The sequence below is a fragment of the Actinoplanes sp. NPDC051859 genome (assembly GCF_044452725.1).
Classification (GTDB): Bacteria; Actinomycetota; Actinomycetes; order Mycobacteriales; family Micromonosporaceae; genus Actinoplanes.
Map to the genome: position 1 here is coordinate 522133 of NZ_JBITBX010000005.1, position 16981 is coordinate 539113.

The 16981-nt window shown below is 71.0% G+C and carries 14 protein-coding genes and 1 riboswitch; of the genes, 2 read left to right on the top strand and 12 right to left on the bottom strand.

From position 1 onward, the window contains the following. Nucleotides 1-21: 21 nt before the first annotated feature. The 12 genes from ACIA1L_RS16455 to ACIA1L_RS16510 all read right to left on the bottom strand — a co-directional run bounded on the left by ACIA1L_RS16455 (nucleotide 22) and on the right by ACIA1L_RS16510 (nucleotide 13989). On the bottom strand, nucleotides 22-705 hold the full coding sequence (locus tag ACIA1L_RS16455) for an MBL fold metallo-hydrolase (RefSeq protein ID WP_396073536.1): 684 nt from the start codon (nucleotides 703-705) through the stop codon (nucleotides 22-24). Between the two features lie 252 nt (nucleotides 706-957). Next, the gene (locus tag ACIA1L_RS16460; RefSeq protein ID WP_396073537.1) at nucleotides 958-2328 is read right to left on the bottom strand and encodes a nucleotide pyrophosphatase/phosphodiesterase family protein; all 1371 of its coding nucleotides are present in this window, start codon (nucleotides 2326-2328) and stop codon (nucleotides 958-960) included. Then, nucleotides 2325-3461: a metabolite traffic protein EboE gene (eboE, locus tag ACIA1L_RS16465; protein WP_396073538.1), complete on the bottom strand. Its 1137-nt coding sequence runs from the start codon at nucleotides 3459-3461 to the stop codon at nucleotides 2325-2327. The genes ACIA1L_RS16460 and eboE overlap by 4 nt, the downstream gene beginning before the upstream one ends. Beyond that, nucleotides 3461-4309, bottom strand: coding sequence for a TatD family hydrolase (locus tag ACIA1L_RS16470; protein ID WP_396073539.1), 849 nt, complete (start codon nucleotides 4307-4309; stop codon nucleotides 3461-3463). Before ACIA1L_RS16470 ends, eboE begins: the two co-directional genes overlap by 1 nt. Beyond that, complete coding sequence (locus tag ACIA1L_RS16475; RefSeq protein WP_396073540.1) at nucleotides 4309-4905, bottom strand: EboA domain-containing protein; 597 nt, start codon at nucleotides 4903-4905, stop codon at nucleotides 4309-4311. Before ACIA1L_RS16475 ends, ACIA1L_RS16470 begins: the two co-directional genes overlap by 1 nt. Beyond that, complete coding sequence (locus ACIA1L_RS16480; protein WP_396073541.1) at nucleotides 4902-5747, bottom strand: sugar phosphate isomerase/epimerase family protein; 846 nt, start codon at nucleotides 5745-5747, stop codon at nucleotides 4902-4904. Before ACIA1L_RS16480 ends, ACIA1L_RS16475 begins: the two co-directional genes overlap by 4 nt. Beyond that, complete coding sequence (locus ACIA1L_RS16485; RefSeq protein WP_396073542.1) at nucleotides 5744-6592, bottom strand: SCO3242 family prenyltransferase; 849 nt, start codon at nucleotides 6590-6592, stop codon at nucleotides 5744-5746. The genes ACIA1L_RS16480 and ACIA1L_RS16485 overlap by 4 nt, the downstream gene beginning before the upstream one ends. After that, a complete protein-coding gene (locus ACIA1L_RS16490; protein WP_396073543.1) occupies nucleotides 6589-7731 on the bottom strand; it encodes an inositol-3-phosphate synthase in 1143 nt (380 codons plus the stop codon). The genes ACIA1L_RS16485 and ACIA1L_RS16490 overlap by 4 nt, the downstream gene beginning before the upstream one ends. A 172-nt stretch (nucleotides 7732-7903) precedes the next feature. Further along, nucleotides 7904-8536: a response regulator transcription factor gene (locus tag ACIA1L_RS16495; RefSeq protein WP_396073544.1), complete on the bottom strand. Its 633-nt coding sequence runs from the start codon at nucleotides 8534-8536 to the stop codon at nucleotides 7904-7906. A 33-nt stretch (nucleotides 8537-8569) separates the two neighbouring features. Next, a complete protein-coding gene (locus tag ACIA1L_RS16500; RefSeq protein ID WP_396073545.1) occupies nucleotides 8570-9304 on the bottom strand; it encodes a hypothetical protein in 735 nt (244 codons plus the stop codon). A gap of 3 nt (nucleotides 9305-9307) precedes the next feature. Continuing rightward, entirely contained in the window at nucleotides 9308-12946 is a 3639-nt protein-coding gene (gene metH / locus ACIA1L_RS16505; protein WP_396073546.1) for a methionine synthase, read from the bottom strand. Nucleotides 12947-12965: 19 nt separating this feature from the next. Continuing rightward, a riboswitch (S-adenosyl-L-homocysteine riboswitch) is annotated at nucleotides 12966-13042 on the bottom strand. Nucleotides 13043-13188: 146 nt separating this feature from the next. Then, nucleotides 13189-13989 carry an SDR family NAD(P)-dependent oxidoreductase gene (locus tag ACIA1L_RS16510; RefSeq protein WP_396073547.1) on the bottom strand — a complete coding sequence of 267 codons (801 nt, stop codon included), beginning with the start codon at nucleotides 13987-13989 and terminating at the stop codon, nucleotides 13189-13191. A 209-nt stretch (nucleotides 13990-14198) separates the two neighbouring features. Between ACIA1L_RS16510 and ACIA1L_RS16515 the strand changes: the two genes are divergently transcribed. Both ACIA1L_RS16515 and ACIA1L_RS16520 read left to right on the top strand, forming a co-directional pair. After that, on the top strand, nucleotides 14199-15173 hold the full coding sequence (locus ACIA1L_RS16515) for an MHYT domain-containing protein (RefSeq protein ID WP_396073548.1): 975 nt from the start codon (nucleotides 14199-14201) through the stop codon (nucleotides 15171-15173). Between the two features lie 379 nt (nucleotides 15174-15552). Beyond that, the gene (locus tag ACIA1L_RS16520; RefSeq protein WP_396073549.1) at nucleotides 15553-16920 is read left to right on the top strand and encodes an ABC transporter substrate-binding protein; all 1368 of its coding nucleotides are present in this window, start codon (nucleotides 15553-15555) and stop codon (nucleotides 16918-16920) included. Nucleotides 16921-16981: the final 61 nt, after the last annotated feature.

Sequence of the window (16981 nt, forward strand, 5' to 3'; positions counted from 1 at the left end):
GGGTGGCCGTCACCCCATCAGTCAACGGGCGTCCGTCATCGCGTACGCGCGAAAGGCATCGACCGCGCGTCCGGTCAGGGCCGGGCCGTGGCCGAAGACGGCGTGGTCGAAGTCGAGGCCGGCGAGCTTCTCCACGCTGCGGCGCTGCTGGTCGAGGTCGTCCGACACCATCTTCGGGGTGCTGCCGATCCGGCCACCGCGCTTGCCGGCTGCCGCATCGCCGGCGAAGAGGATCCCGCCGTCGCGGTCGAGCAGGTAGGACAGATGGCCGGGGGTGTGTCCCGGCGTGTGCAGGGCGGTGAAGCCGGGCAGAACGCTCGTGCCGTCCTCATGCACGACGTCGTCGACCGTCGCCGGTTCGGGCGTGCCCATGATCCGGCCGACGATTTTGACGATCGGGTGGTCGACGACGTGCTGCTTCGCGCCGGCCACGTAAGGGACGTCGTCGCGGTGGGCCACCACGCGGGCGCCCGAGCGGCGGCGGATTTCGGCGAGGCCGCCGGTGTGGTCGGCGTGGTGGTGGGTGAGCAGCACGGTGGTGACGTCGCCGATCTTGCGGCGCAGGCCGTGCAGGGCTTTGCCGATCCGCGCCGACTTGCCGGGCAGTCCGGTGTCGACGAGCACCACGCCACTGTCGGTGATGACGAGGTGCACGTGGACATAGCCGATACCGAGCTCGAAGACGCCGTCCACCACTTCACGCATGGCGCGATGATGCCACCCACACCGGTCGCACGCATCGAGACCCGCCGTACGGTGAAAGATCAGCGACGCCGCGCCACGACAGACGCGGCCAGGGCAGCCAGCGCGGTCCGCGCCTCGGGGGTGAGCGGCGCCCAGTCGAGGGCGGCGGTGGCCGTGGCAAGCGCGGCGACGAATCAGGTCCTCGATGCCGTCCCGAGCGCCGGTGGCGGCGGGCCAGCCCGGCCGCATCGGTGGCGGCGGCCGTTTCGACGGTCACGGGGTCAGCCCCGCGAGTTCGAGGAGAAGTCCCTTCACGTCGGTGGCGGCGACGACCGGGCGGGCGGCTTCCGGGTCGGAGCAGAGCAGCACCGGGCCGTCGGCAGGGTCGGTGGGCAGCCGCCCGTGCGAGCCGCGGACCGCGCGGGCGCCGGCGTCCAGGCCGACCACGTCCATGGTGTACCGCAGGCCGACCTTCTTCCGCAGCAGGGCCAGCGCGGCGCGGCCCTTGGCGGCGTTCGGTCCGGCCGGGTCGAAGAACAGCTCGGCGGGGTCGTAACCGGGTTTGCGGTGGATGTCGACGAGCCGCGCGAAGTCCGGCGCCGCCGCATCGTCGAGCCAGTAGTAGTACGTGAACCAGGCGTCTGGTGCGGCAACCAGCACCAGTTCGCCGGAGCGTTCGTGGTGGAGGCCGGCCGCGGCCTGCGCGGGACGGTCCAGGACGTCGGCAACTCCGGGCAGGGCGGCGCACAGTTTCGCGACTGCGGGGACGTCGTCCGGCGCCGCGACGTAGACGTGGGCGATCTGGTGGTCGGCCACCGCGAAGGCGCGGGACGTCCACGGGTCGAGGTATTCCATTCCCGCCTGGGTGTGCACGTGCAGCAGGCCCTCGCGGCGCAACAGTCGGTTGATGTCCGCGGGGCGGGAGACGTCGGTGATGCCGTATTCGGAGAGAACGACCACGGTGGCACCCCGGGCGGCCGCGGCGTCGAGCAGCGGGCCGAGGGTGGCGTCCAGCTCGGCGGCGGCTGTGGCGGCGCGCGGCGACGAGGGGCCGTACCGTTGCAGGTCGTAGTCGAGGTGGGGCACGTAGACCAGGGTGAGGTCGGGGTGGTGGGCGGCCATGATCTGTTCGGCGGTCCGGCAGATCCAGGCCGACGAAGCAAGGCCAGCGTTGGCCCCCCAGTAGCTGAAGAGGGGAAAGGTGCTGAGCTCGTCGTGCAGGCTCGGCGGGTAGGTGTAGCAGTCCGGCTCTTTGCGCCCGTCTGCGCGGTAGATCGGCCGCGGTGTCACCGTCCAGTCCACCTGCGCGCCCATCGCGTACCACCAGCAGATGTTGGCGACGGTGTAGCCGGGGGCGCACTTTCGCGCGGCATCCCACACCTTCTCGCCGTGCACCAAAGCGTTGTGTTGGCGCCAGAGCAGCACCTCGCCGAGGTCGCGGAAGTACCAGCCGTTGCCGACGATCCCGTGCTCGCTCGGCAGGGTTCCGGTGAGGAACGTCGACTGCACCGTGCAGGTCACAGCGGGCAACACAGTGCCGAGTGTGGCCTGGAAGCCGTGCTCGGCGAGCCGAGAAAGCCGGGGCATGTGCCGCAGCAGTCGGGGCGTCAGCCCGACCACGTCGAGCACCACGACCGGCGTCACGACGACATCCCGGGGATTGCCCGCAGCCGGTCCCGGGCGAAGGCCAACTCCGCGGCGATCCCGGCTGCCAGGTCGGCCGGTCCGGCCGGGCGGGACTGCGGCGGCAGCACCTGCCAGGTGTACGTCTCGACGTCGAAGTGATCGCAGTCCGCCGCCTGGTCGCCGATCAGTTCCCGCAGCGCGTCATCCAGCACGTCGGTGGTGGCGGCCAGCGGCGGGACCGGTGCCTGGTGCAGGGGCACGTGGTAGTGCACCCGCCACGGCTGGGCGTCACCGCCGGGGGTGGCGAGGGCCTGGTCCAGGTCGTCGGTGGACAGCCACACCGGTCCCCGGGTCTGGTGCAGGAAGCGCGGTTCCACGTACGCGTCGAGCACTTCCGCGTCCCGGCGCGGATCGGCACTGGCTAGCGCCGCCGAGATCTGGGTCTTCACCACCGGCAGGTTCGCCGCGCGCAGCCGTTTCAGGGCGTCCCCCGGGTCTTCCCACGCGCAGGCCAGGTGGGCGAGGTCGAGGCAGATGCCGAGCACCGAGGTATCGACGTCGCCGAGCAGCGCGACCGCCTCGGTGGTGTTCTCGATGATGCACCCCGGTTCGGGCTCGAACGCCACCCGGACGGGTCGGGGCAGGTCGTGCAGTCCGCGGGCGAGCTCGTCGAGGGCGCGGCGGCACGCGCTCGCCCGTTCGTCGTCCCACGGCGACCGCCAGGCCAGTGGCAAAGTGGAGATCGAACCGCGCACCGCGTCGTCGGGCAGGAGCCCGATCAACACCCGGGCCAGATCCATCGTGTACGCGAGTCGCCGCGGCGCCGCCCAGTCGGGCTGGTACACGGCGTGCTTGACCACCGGCTGCTGAAACGCCTCGTACGGAAACCCGTTGAGTGTCACCACTTCCAGTCCCCGCGCGTCCAGCTCCTGACGCAGCCGCCGCAGGTCAGCCTGATCGCCGGCGAGCCCGGCAGCCACCGGTGCGGCAAGCCAGAGCCCCAGCCCCAGCACGTCGGCGTCGAGGCGCTCCCGGATCGGTACGGCGTACGTGTCGAGCTGCTCGAGGATCCCGTCCAGGCGCTCGGCAGCGTGCACGTTGGTGCAGTACGACAGGTGCACCGTCGTACCGTCGCGGTGTCGGAGGCGCATCAGCTGCCGCCCCGCGCGATGGAGCTGCCCGCGTACGCGCCGGTGCCGTCGGGTGGGGTGAGGTCGAGCCGGCCGGACTGCCCGTAGAACTCGGCGGGGTTGCGCCACAGCACGCGGTCCACGTCGTCGGCGGTGAATCCGGCCGCCAGCATGGCCCGACCGGTGGCGACGGTGAGCAGCGGGTCGGAGTGGCCCCAGTCGGCGGCCGAGTTGATGAGGACCCGCTCGGTGCCGTACTCGCGGAGGATCTCCACCATTCGCGGCGGCGACATCTTGGTCTCGGGGTAGATCGAGAAGCCGAGCCAGCAGCCCGAGTCGCGCACGGCGGCGACGGTGACCTCGTTGAGGTGGTCGACGGCGACCAGGCCGGGGTCGAGGCCCGACGCGGCGACCACGTCCAGGCTGCGTCGGGTGCCGGCCAGCTTGTCCCGGTGCGGGGTGTGCACGAGGGCGGGCAGTTCGTAACGCAGGGCGAGCTCGAGCTGGGCGGCGAACGCCTCGTCCTCGGCGGGGGTCATGGCGTCGTACCCGATCTCCCCGACCGCGACCACGCCGTCCTTGTCCAGGTAGCGCGGCAGCAGGTCGAGCACGCCCTTGCAGCGCGGGTCGTTGGCCTCTTTCGGGTTGAGGGCGAGGGTGGCGTGGTGCCGGATGCCGAACTGCGCGGCCCGGTACGGCTCCCAGCCCAGCAACGAGTCGAAGTAGTCGGCGAACGACCCCGGGTTGGTGCGCGGCTGCCCGAGCCAGAACGCGGGCTCGACCACTGCCTGCACGCCGTGTTCCGCCATCCGCCGGTAGTCGTCGGTGGTTCGTGAGGTCATGTGGATGTGCGGGTCGAAGACGCGCATCAGTCCTCCTTGCGCAGCAGGTGCCGGTTGAGCAGCGCGAGTGCGTCGGCCGGCATGCGCCGTCCAGCGGCGGCCCGCTCACGCGCGAGGGCGGTGAGCATGGCGGTGAGGGCGGCGTCGGTCCGGTCCTCGAGGCGGTCGACGCCGCTGAGCGGGACGCCCATGAAGACGCACTTCACGACCCCCTGGCGCCAGGTCGCGGCGTCGAGCTGCGCCGCGTACGGCCCGAGGGCGGCCAGCACCAGCCGCGGGTCGTTGGTGCGCAACGCGTCCTCGGCCCACGGCACCCCGGCGGCGCCGATGTCGAGCAGCGGCAGGGCGTGCAGCACCGCGAGCCGTTCGGCGGGGTCGCCATGCCAGTACAGGTCACCGATGCGGGCCGGGTCGTGCAGCGCGATCAGGAGCAGCACCCGGCCGGCCTGCCCGGCGGTCCACCCCGGCCGGTCCGGCAGCGGCGCCCGCCCGAGCTTGCGGCCGGCCCGGGCGAACAGCGGCCCGGCGCAGTCCGGGTCGGCGCGCACGCGGGTCTCGGCGTCATCCAGCCAGGCTTTTCCGGGTACGGCGGCCACGACCGCGCGCAACTCGTCGACGTTCACGAGGTGCCCTCCCGCTCGGCGGCGCGCAGGAAGGCGAGCGAGTCCCGCGCGACCGCAGGCGCAGCGTGTGAGTGCCGGGGCAGCTCGACGGCGACCAGGCCGCGGTACCCGCCGTCCCGCAAAGCCCGCAGCACGGGCGGAAAATCGATCTCCCCGGTGCCGAACTCCAGATGCTCGTGCACGCCCCGACGCATGTCGTCTATCTGCACGTTGACCAGGTACGGCGCGGCCGCCGCCACGCAATCCGGCACGGTCGCGGTCTCGGTGCACCGGCAGTGCCCGATGTCGAGCGTGAGCCCGAAGTGAGCCGGAGCGCCCAGGGCGGCGCGTAGCCGGTGCCACCCGGCCAGGTCCTCGACGAGCATGCCCGGTTCGGGCTCGAAGCCGATCGGCACGCCGAGTGTCGCGGCGGCGCTGGTGATTTCGGCACACCCGTCAACCAGCCGAGACCAGGCCGTGCGGGGGTCCACCTCGGCGGGCCGGACCCCGGACCAGCAGGACAACGCTTCGGCGCCCAGGTCGGCGGCGACGGCGAGGGACCGGCGCAGGAAGTCGAGCCGCAGCTTGCGGTCGTCGTGCAGCAGGGTGGGCGCGTGCTTGCGCCACGGGTCGAGCAGATAGCGGGCGCCGGTTTCGACGACCAGCGCGAGGTGGCGGTCGCGCACCTGGTCGGCGACGGCGGCGACCCGGCGCGCCAGGCCGGGGGCGAACGGGTCGAGATGATCGTGGTCGAGGGTGAGCGCGACGCCGTGGTAGCCGAGGTCGGCGAGGACCCGGATCGCCTCGGTGAGGCGGTGGTGGGCGAAACCGTTGGTGCCGTAGCCGTACCGCAGGCTGGTCATGTGGGTGACACCCGGCGGGCGAGCAACCGGCCGAGCGGCGCGGCAGCCGCGACGACCAGTCCGACGAGCGGGTTTCCGGCCCGAGCGGTAAGCGCGCCCTGCAGCGTGGGCAGGGCGGTGATGCCGGCCCCGACGGCGGCACGCACGCGAGACGGCCGGGCATCGCGCAGCAGGACGGACTGAGCCCGCCCGTAGGTGGCCGCGTATCGACCGGCGAGCACAGCGGCGACGGGTCCCCCGCTGAGGCTGGTGGTGCCGGTGACCGCCGTGGTCGTGGCGAGCGCCAGGGCGGGCTGCCAGGCGTTGGGGCAGCCGGCGACCTCGTGCCGGGAGGTGACGGTCAGCGCGAAGGTGTGCGCGGCGATGGTGGCGGCCGCGGGCAGTGCCCGTACGGGATCGCCGGCGCTGGCGCCCAGCAGCACGTCGAGCGCGCGGCAGGCGGCCATGCCGAGCGGTCCGGCCGCGGTGTTCTTGAGCTGCAGGTCGTAGGTCCACACCGCGGCTGCCAGCGGAACCGCGACGGCGAGCGCCCGAGGCCCCCCGGCCCGGCCCGCGAGGACCAGCCCGGCGGCGGTGAGCCACCCGGCGACGCCGAGCGCGACGGGCGGCGACACCCGGCCGGACGGGATCGGGCGCTCCGGACGTTCGACGGCGTCAAGGTCCTTGTCGGCCCAGTCATTGGCGGCCATCCCGGCCCAGTAAAGGCAGACCGACGCGGCGGCGAGGCCGGCGCTGCGCCGCCCGAGCGTTCCCGCGGCGGCGGCGCCGGCGATGACGTCACCCGGCACCGACAGCGCAGCGGGTGCCCGAACCAGCTCGGCGAGGGTACGCAACGGCGCCTTCATCGCGTCCGTCCCAGGCTCGCGCTGAACGATACGAGGGTGTCCCATTGCGCGGTGAGCCCGGCCGGACCGTCGCCCAGCGGATCTTTGAAGAAGAAGCCCAGCTCGGTCAGCGGCCCGTGCCGCCCGGCCCGGTGCGCGGCGGCGGTCAACCGGGCGAGGTCCAGGACCAGCGGCGCGGCCAGCGCGGAGTCGCAGCCGTGCCAGGTGAACTCCATGCGCATGCCGGTGCCGAGGAAGCCGGCGAAGGTGATCAGGTCCCAGGCGGTCTTGAAGTCACCGATCTCGGCGACGTGCTCGATGCGGCTGGTGCCCTCCGGCGTGTAGCCGAGCGCGTCGCCGAGCACCCGTTGCTTGCTGGCGACCTTGGCGGCGTTGGCGGCCGGGTCGGCGAGGTTGGCACCGTCACCGCCGCCCAGCAGGTTCAGCCCGGACCAGCTGGTGACCTGCAAATGGCGCAGGGCGAACATGGGCGCCAGCACCGACTTGACCAGAGTCTCGCCGGTCTTGCCGTCGTTGCCGGCGTACGGCAGGCCGGCCTCAGCCGCCAGCTCGGCGAGCGCGGGCAGCCGGGCCCCGGTCGAGGGCGTGAAGTCCACGAAGGCGCACCCGGCCTCGAAGGCGGCGTACGCGGCGAGCGCACTCGCGGGCAGCACCGGCTGCGCACCGCGAAGCGCAGTCCGCAGGGCGGCGAGTGACCAGTGCGCGGCATGCGGTTCCGGGGCGGGTTCCGTGGTGGCGACGTCCACGACCACGACCCGGTCGAGGGCGTGCCGCTGCTGGAAGTCGCGCAGGTCCGCGGTGATCGCCGCGGCCGTCTGCGCCTGGGTGTCGGCGCTCGGCAGCGGACGCAGCTCCTGCTCGACGCGGGCGAGATCGTCGGTGAGCGCGGCAACCAGCCGGCCCGGCAGGACACCGGCGTCGGCCAGGGACTCGGCCTTCTTCACCACCGGCAGGGCGACCACGTCGTGCCCGCCGAACTCGAGATCCGCCCAGCCGGGCAGGTCGGCGCCGCGCAGCTCCGGCAGCTCGGTGACGCAGCCGGTGGGTGCGACGAGCCCGGCGCGGAGGGCGAGGGCTCCGGTGAGGGCAGTGACGGCAACGGAGCCACGAGCGCCGATGAGCCAGACTCCGGTACGCATGCGGCATCCCTCCAAGAAAGGACGGAGACCACCCCGAGATAACACGAAGTGTCTCCTGCGTTACGTCAAGCGACGCTACGCAGTCCGGCAGGCAAAGAAAACCCTCGATATCGAGAAACTTCTTTCCGTGCCGAACGAACTTTCTCCTCGGGCTACGAAAGTAGGCCGGGGATCAGGCGGGCACCGCCAACCGGAACCCCACCCCACGCCGGTTCTCGATCCAGCCCGGATCGCCCAACTTGCGGCGCAAGCTGGCCACATGGAAGTCCAGCGTCCGGCTGGGACCGGCAAAGTCCGGCCCCCACACCGCCTCCAGAATCCGGCGCCGAGCCAGCACCGCACCGGGAGTCCGGGCCAGCACGGAGAGCAGCTCGTACTCCTTCGGACTCAGCGAGACCGGGATCTTATGAATGCGGACCTGGCGGTTCCGGGAGTCGATCGCGAGCGGACCGAACACGCGTACGGGTCGACTCGCCGCCTTGACCCGGTCCGCCAACTGCTGGACATCGACCGGCTTCGGCAGGCAGTCGCCGGAGCCCAGCGCCATGCCGAGAATCTGCTCCGCGTCGTCACCCGGCGCGGTCAGCATGATCAGCGGCGCCTCCCCGGCACGCCCCCACCGACGGCGCATCGCGGCACCATCCAGGTCGGGCAACCCGGCGTCCAACAGCACCAGATCGGCGGGCGCGGCGGCCAGCGCGGCAGCGCCGGTCGTGACGTGCTCGGCCATGATGCCGTACCGGGACAGGCCGCCCACCAGCGGTTCGGCCAAGGACTCGTCGTGCGCCACCAGCAGGACCCTCATGCCCGCTGATACGGATGCCGAGGCCTTCCCGGTTCACCGAACCCTGGTCCGGCGGTTGTCGAGCAGCCAGCGCAGCCCCGAGCGCCGCAGACCCCGAGGCATCCGCCGCGCGTTCCTGCGCCACCACTCCGGCTCAGCCAACCGCGCTTGCAGCCGCTCGTCGACCCACGGCCCGCCCGTGGAGAGCAACCCGCCCGCGACCGCCTGCCCGTCGATCCGCCGCCGGACCCGGCTCGCGTACGCCGGGCCGAAGAAGCACCAGGCCGGCGGCTGCGGCGGCAATCCCAGCCAGTCCCCGAACGGCGCGAGGTACGGCTCCTCCCGGCGCTCCGGCGGCCCCACCAACTCCCGCCCGTCGAGAATCATGGCCCCGGCGATCGACGCGGAGACGTACACCGTGCCGGGGTGGGTCAGGGCGAGCGCGAACCGGCGCACCCGCTCGTCGTCCACCCCGACCTCCGCATGCAGCGAGTGCACGTCGATCGGCCCGCACGGCGAGGACGCAGCGGCAGCAAAGGTGGCGTGGTGGATCGGCGGCTCGCCGTCCATCGCCAACAGTGAGTCCGCCTTGGCGTACGCCTGCAGCAGCCCCGCCTCGCCCACTCGGTCGAACCGGCCACGCAACGGCTCGGAACTGCCGAAACGCGTAGGCATCGCCGCCGGCAGGTGCTCCCGTGCCGCCGCCAGCCAGCGTGGCACGATCGGCGGCGAGTCCCGGCGGCGTTCGTACCAGCGCACGACCAGCACGTCGACCGTGCGCTCCGCCATCCGCTAGATCTCGTAGGCGAGGTTGGGGCGCAGCCAGCGCTCGATCTCGTCGACACCCAGCCCACGGCGGGCGGCGTAATCCTCGATCTGGTCCTTCGCGAGCCGACCCACGGTGAAGTAGCGCGACTGGGGGTGGGCGAAGATCAGGCCGCTGACCGCCGCCGCCGGGGTCATCGCGTACGACTCGGTCAGGCCGATGCCCAGCTCCTGCGCGCCGAGCAGCGCGAAGAGGTCTTCCTTTTCGCTGTGGTCGGGGCTGGCCGGGTAGCCGAGCGCCGGCCGGATGCCCCGGAAGCGCTCGGCGTGCAGGTCCGCGAGCTCCGGCTGGGCGTCCGGCTCGAACCAGTCGCGGCGGGCCTGCAGGTGCACATGCTCCGCGAAGGCCTCGGCGAGCCGGTCGGCGAGGGCCTTGACCATGATCGCGCGGTAGTCGTCGTGTTCCGCCTCGTACTGGGCGGCCAGCTCCTCGGCGCCGTGGATGGCGACGGCGAAGCCGCCGAGGTGGTCGCCCTTTTCCGGGGTTTCCTGCTGTTTTCCGCCGCGGGGAAGTGCAGGCGAGATGTAGTCGGCGAGGCAGCGGTTGGCGCGGCCTTCCGGCTTGGCGGTCTGCTGGCGCAGCATCGGGAACCGGACGCCGCCGGCCAGCACGATGTCGTCGCCGTCGGCGTGGGCGGGCCAGAAGCCGTAGGTGCCGCGGGCCTGGAACGCGTTGTCGGCGATGATCTTGTCCAGCAGGGTGTTCGCGTCGTCGAAGAGCTCGCGGGCGACCGGCTGCTCCAGGATCGCCGGGTACTTGCCCTTGAGCTCCCAGGCGAGGAAGAGGAACTGCCAGTCGATCATCTCCCGCAGCGTGGCGATCTCCGGCTCGACCGTCCGGACGCCGATGAACGTGGGCGTCGGCAGGTCGGTGAAGTCGACGATCTCCCGGTTGGCGCGGGCCTGCGCGACGGTGAGCAACGGCTGGGCGTGCCGATTGGCGTGCTGCTCGCGCAGCCGCTCCTGCTCGGCCCGGTTGTTCGTGTCCAGTGTCCGCGCACGACCCGGGTCGAGCAGGTCGGACACCACGCCGACAACCCGGGAAGCGTCGAGCACGTGCACGGTCGTCCCCTCGTACGCCGGGGCGATCCGCACGGCCGTGTGCTGCCGCGACGTGGTAGCACCGCCGATGAGCAGCGGCAGGCTGATGCCGCGGCGCTGCATCTCGGCGCCGACCGCGACCATCTCGTCCAGCGACGGGGTGATCAGGCCGGACAGGCCGATCGCGTCGGCGCCCTCGGCGACCGCGGTGTCCAAAATCTTCGCGGCCGGCACCATCACCCCGAGGTCCACGACCTCATAGTTGTTGCAGCCGAGCACCACGCCCACGATGTTCTTGCCGATGTCGTGCACGTCGCCCTTCACCGTGGCGAGCACGACCTTGCCCTGGCCACGGCCGCCCGCCTTCTCCTTGTCCATGAAGGGTTCCAGGTAGGCGACCGAGCGCTTCATCACCCGGGCGCTCTTGACCACCTGGGGCAGGAACATCTTGCCGGAGCCGAACAGGTCGCCCACGACCTTCATGCCGTCCATCAGCGGGCCCTCGATGACGTCGAGGGGCCGGTCGAGCAGCTGCCGGGCCTCTTCGGTGTCCTCCTCGACGAAGTCGACGATGCCGTGGATCAGCGCGTACGACAGCCGCTCGCCGACCGGGCCCTCACGCCAGGAAAGGTCGACGGTGCGCTTGGTGCCCGAACCGGTGACCGTGGAGGCGAAGGTGACCAGCCGGTCGGTGGCGTCCTCGCGGCGATCGAAGATGACGTCCTCGACCAGCTCGAGCAGGTCGGCCGGAATGTCGGCGTAGACAGCGAGCTGGCCGGCGTTGACGATGCCCATGTCCAGCCCGGCGCGGACGGCGTGCAGCAGGAACGCCGAGTGCATGGCCTCCCGGACGACGTCGTTACCGCGGAACGCGAAGGACAGGTTGGAGATGCCGCCGCTGGTGCGCGCGCCCGGGCAGCGCTGTTTGATCTGCGGCAAAGCATCGATGAACGCCTTGGCGTAGCCGTTGTGCTCGGCGATGCCGGTCGCCACGGCCAGCACGTTGGGGTCGAAGATGATGTCCTCGGGTGCGAACCCGGCCGCGGTGACCAGCAGGTCGTACGCCCGCGCGCAGATGTCGACCTTGCGCTCGGTGGTGTCGGCCTGGCCCTGCTCGTCGAAGGCCATGACGACCACGCCGGCGCCGTAGTCCTTGATCTTGCGGGCCTGCGCGAGGAACGGTTCCTCGCCCTCCTTGAGGCTGATCGAGTTGACTACGCCCTTGCCCTGCACGCACTTGAGGCCGGCCTCGAGCACGGTCCACTTCGAGCTGTCGATCATGACCGGGATCCGGGCCACCTCGGGCTCGGTCGCGATCAGGTTGAGGAAGGTGGTCATCGCCTGCTCGCTGTCGAGCAGGTCGGCATCCATGTTCACGTCGAGCAGGTTGGCGCCGCCGCGGACCTGCTCGAGGGCGACGTCGACGGCGGCCTGGTGGTCGTCCGCCTCGATGAGCCGGCGGAACTTGGCCGAGCCCGTGACATTGGTGCGCTCACCGATCATCACGAATCCGGTGTCCGGCCCGATCGCGAACGGCTCGAGACCACTGAACCGGGTGGTACGCGGCGGCTCGGCGACCGGCCGGGGCGCGCTGCCCCGGACGGCGTCGGCGATCGCCGCGATGTGCGCTGGTGAGGTGCCGCAGCAGCCACCGACAACGTTGACCATGCCGGCGGCGGCGAACTCGCCGACCAGCCCGGCAGTCTCGGCCGGCGTTTCGTCGTATCCGCCGAAAGCGTTCGGCAGACCGGCGTTGGGGTGACAGGCCACATGCGCGCCGGCGATCCGGGACAGCTCGGCGACGTGCGGGCGCATCTCGGCCGCGCCCAGCGAGCAGTTGACGCCGACCACCAGAGGCTCAGCCCGTTCGATCGAGCGCCAGAACGCCTCCACGGTCTGCCCGGACAGGGTGCGGCCGGACAGGTCGACGATGGTCACCGAAATCCAGAGCGGCAGCTGGGGTGCCACCTCACGGGCGGCGGCGATGGCGGCCTTGGCGTTGAGGGTGTCGAAGATCGTCTCGACCAGCAGCAGGTCCACGCCGCCCTCGGCCAGCGCGGAGATCTGCTCCGCATAGGTGGCTTTGACCTGGTCGAAGGTGACCGTACGGAAGGAGGGGTCCTCGACCCGCGGGGAGAGCGAGAGGGTCACGTTGAGGGGGCCGACGGACCCAGCGACGAACTTGCCGCCGGCCTCGTCGGCGGCCTGCCGGGCGAGCTGGGCGCCGCGGACGTTCATGTCCCGCACCAGCGACTCGAGGCCGTAGTCGGCTTGAGCGATGCCCGTCGCGGTGAACGTGTTCGTCGTCGTGATGTCGGCGCCGGCGGCGAGGTACTGCCGGTGGACGTCGAGGATGACGTCGGGGCGGGTGAGGTTGAGCAGGTCCGGATCGCCGGTGACGTCCTTGGGGTGGCCGTCGGTGATCAGCTCGCCGCGGTAGTCGGCGGGCGTGAGTTTCGCGCCTTGCAGCATCGTGCCCCACGCGCCGTCGAGCACCAGCACCCGCTGCGCCATGAGTTCGCGCAGCGTCGCCGTCGCGTCCCGGTTCGGCATTGTTGCGTTCATGCTGACCACCTCCGCGGAAATCTCGGAGGCGCCCTTGGTCGGTGTATCCAGTCCGAGCGTGGCGGGGTGGTCCCCGTCGCAGCGCCCCTCGGTCTGGGGCACAAGGTTACCGGAAGCCGGTCGTATCACCGCCTCGGGCGGATGCCGTCCCGCTCCGTGGACGAGCCGCTGCCGGGCCGTCACCGAGGGCTCACGTCACGCGTTGCGAGCCGTCCCCGCGTCACGCGGCGCCACCGGGCAGGTCAGGCGTTACGGGCCGCAATCGCTGCTCCGACAGCCAGAACCACGCGCCGTGGTGCCCGACGGCTCGCCGCCACGGTGAGCCGGTTGCGCCGACCCGAAATCACGCTCGGCGGCGGGTTGCGGCGGTCGAGGGTACGCAGCGCGCGGGCGACCACCTCGGCCGGCGTCTGCCGGGGCTGGCCGCCGTCGGCCGCGTCGGTCCCGACGACGTCGAAGAACTCCGTGCTGGTCGCCCCCGGTGACAGCGCGAGCACGCGCAGCCCGGTGCCGCGCGACTCCTGCCACAGCGCCTCAGTGAAGTGCAGGACGAAGGCCTTGGCGGCGGCGTAGACGGCCATGGACGGTAGGGGCAGGTAACCGGCAACGCTAGCGACGTTGACGAGAACTCCGGTGCCCGCGGCGCGCAGCGGCGCGATGAACGCTCGACTGATCCCCACCAGCGCGGCCAGGTTGACGTTGATCATGCTCGCCAGTCGGGCCGGATCCTCCGTGTGGAACGGTCCGTAACAGCCGAAGCCCGCGTTGTTGATCACTCCGGTCACCGCCAGTCCGCGTGCCGCCGTTGCTGCGGCGAGCGTGGGTCCGGCATCCGGGAGACTCAGGTCCTGCGCAATGACGGCCACCGAGACGCCGTGTGTGTCGGTGAGCTTTGTCGCCAGCTCGCGCAGCCGGTCTTCGCGGCGCGCGACGAGAACCAGATCCGAGCCACGAGCGGCGAGCCGCCGGGCGAACTCGGCGCCGATTCCCGAGCTGGCGCCGGTGATGAGGGTGGTCTGCACGCGATAGTCGACAGGCGTCATCGCAACACCATACGTCAGTTGTGACACTGAGTGTCTATCATGACGGAGAGTGTGCATCGCGGGTGACCCACCGTCACGATCACCCGGACGGCCGGCGGTCAGTCGTCCCAACGGCCGGTTCTCGCCGCCTTCCGCCTCCCCCGCTTCGACGTACCGCTAGGTCAACAGGCAGGATGCTGCGGTACCGCGCGATTGTTCAGGAGACGGACATGGAGATCCACCACTTCGAGCACGGTTGGCTGACGCCGACCGCCAGCTATCTGCTGTCGGTGCTCGGCGCACTGCTCGGCCTGTCGTGCGCGCGGCGGCTGCGTGCCGCGACGACCACCGGCGGCCGCGCCTGGTGGCTGTCGCTGTCCGCGTTCGCTCTCGGCGCTACCGGCATCTGGACCATGCACTTCGTCGCCCTGCTCGGCTTCACGGTGCCGGGCACACCGATCCGCTATGACCTCTCACTGACCGTCGCCAGCGCCGCCGTGGCCGTGGTGGCGGTGGGTGCCGGGATACTGGTCGTTTTCCGCGGCGAACGGGCGCGATCCAGCCGCATTCTCCTGGGCGGCGTGCTGGCCGGGCTCGGCGCCGTCGGCATGCACTACCTGAGCATGGCGGGCGTGAACCTGAATGGCGAGATCAACTACGCCACCCTGCCGGTCATCGCCTCCATCGCCATCGCCGTTCTGGCGGCCACCGCCGCCCTGTGGCTGGCTGCCACCGTACGCGCATCGGCCGCGGTCTTCGGCGCAGCGCTGATCATGGGGCTCGCGGTCAACGGCATGCACTACACCGGCATGGCAGCGATGTCGGTGCGGGCCGGGGCACCCGACGGCTCCCCGCCCGGGACGACCGGCACAGCGCTGCTCATCCCGGTCGGCCTCACGGCTCTCATCGGCGTCCTGGGCGTGTTTGCCGCACTGATGTCCCCACAGCGCGAAGAGGGCCCCGAAGCTGCGGCACTCCTGGATGCCCCGCGCCGCACCGCGGCAGCTCCCCTCCCTGCGCCGCACCCGGTGTTCGGCGGTGGACCGGCGCCTGTGTCGCCGAATGCGGGACCGGGGCAGCCGGGCTCAGCAGACTCCGGGTCGCACGCCGGCCCGACCAACACGGGCCCCGTGCCGCGGCAGCAGCGTCGCTCCGCGCTGGGCGACGCGAGTTGGACCTATCGGGACCGCACTCCACGGCAGTAGCCCCCGCTCTCAGCACACGGCCCCCGTCCGCTCGGACGGGGGCCGCTCTGCATGCGCGTCTTTGGTTTAACCGGTTTCGCCCGCTCTACACCACCGTCGCGAAAAACGCCGTCGCCCGATCAGTCGAGAAAAATCTTGCGAGCACCGCAATCTTCGTCATCGAAGATCTTCTTTGATAAGTTGCCCTTGATCAGGGATCTTGCATTTCACATGCGTACGCGAATGCCGACATCCGAAGGCGTCGGTGCCGAATCGTTACTTGCTTGATCGATCCGAGTCATTGCGCAGAGCCGCTGCCCACTCTTGACTGACAGCCGGGGGAACCGAAATCCGTGACGGTTATGGTCACGCCGCGGCGTGATGTGGCTGAAGGAGAGGCATGTTCGGTCAAACCAGGAGTCAGCGCCTTCGCGGTGCGCTGGCCGGCACCCTGGGCGCCGGTCTGGTGCTCGGCATGGCCGCCTGCAGTAGCAGCGGCGACTCCACCGACGAGAACGTCGCGAAGCAGACCATCGACTGCACCCAGTTCAGCTCGTACGGCGATCTGAAGGGCAAGAAGGTCACGGTCTTCGCGAGCATCGTGACGCCGGAGGACAAGGCGTACACCGACTCGTACAAGCCGTTCGAGGACTGCACCGGCGTCGACGTGGTCTATCAGGGCGACAAGTCCTTCGAGACGCAGGTGCTGGTCCAGGCCAAGGCCGGCAACCCGGCGGACATCGCCATCGTTCCGCAGCCCGGCCTGCTCAAGCAGCTCGTCGCCACTGGCAAGGCGGTCGAGGCGCCGGCAGAGGTCGCCGCCAACGTCGACAAGTTCTGGGGCAAGGAGTGGAAGGGCTACGCCACGGTCGACGGCAAGTTCTACGCCGCGCCGTCCGGAGCCAGCGTGAAGTCCCTCGTGTGGTACTCGCCCAGCGAGTTCCAGGAGAAGGGCTACCAGATCCCGACGACGCTGGACCAGCTCAAGGAGCTGTCCGACAAGATCGCCGCGGACAACGGCCGTAAGCCGTGGTGTGCCGGCATCTCCAGCGGTGAGGCCACGGGCTGGCCGGTCACCGACTGGATGGAGGACATGATGCTCCGGCTGTCCGGGCCGGAGACCTACGACAAGTGGGTCAACCACGAGATCCCGTTCAACGGCCCCGAGTCCACCGCCGCTCTGGATGCGGTCGGCGCTTACCTGAAGAACGACAAGTACGTCAACGGCGGCCTCGGCGACGTCAAGAGCATCGCGACCGTCACCTTCCAGGACGCCGGCCTGCCGATCGTGGACGGCGCCACCTGCTCGCTGCACCGCCAGGCGAGTTTCTACGCCGCGAACTTCGACAAGGAGACCAAGGTGGCCGAGGACGGCGACGTCTTCGCGTTCTACCTGCCCGGCAAGGACGCCACCACCAAGCCGGTGCTCGGCGGCGGCGAGTTCAACCTGGCCTTCGCCGACCGGCCCGAGGTCAAGGCGTTCCAGCTCTACCTGTCCACCGACACCTGGGCCAACAACAAGGCGAAGGTGTCGCAGGGCTGGGTCAGCGCCAACAAGGGCATCGACCCGAACAACCTGAGCAACCCGATCGACAAGCTCGCCGCGACCATCCTCAAGGACCCGAAGACCGTCTTCCGGTTCGACGGCTCGGACCAGATGCCGGCCGCGATCGGCTCCAACGCCTTCTGGAAGCAGTCGACGAACTGGATCACCGGTCAGGACACCAAGACCACGGTGGACAACATCGAGAACGCCTGGCCTCAGTGAGCTGACGCCACTTCCGGGGCCGGTCGCCGCAGGGTGACCGGCCCCGCCGCCCCCAAGGAGG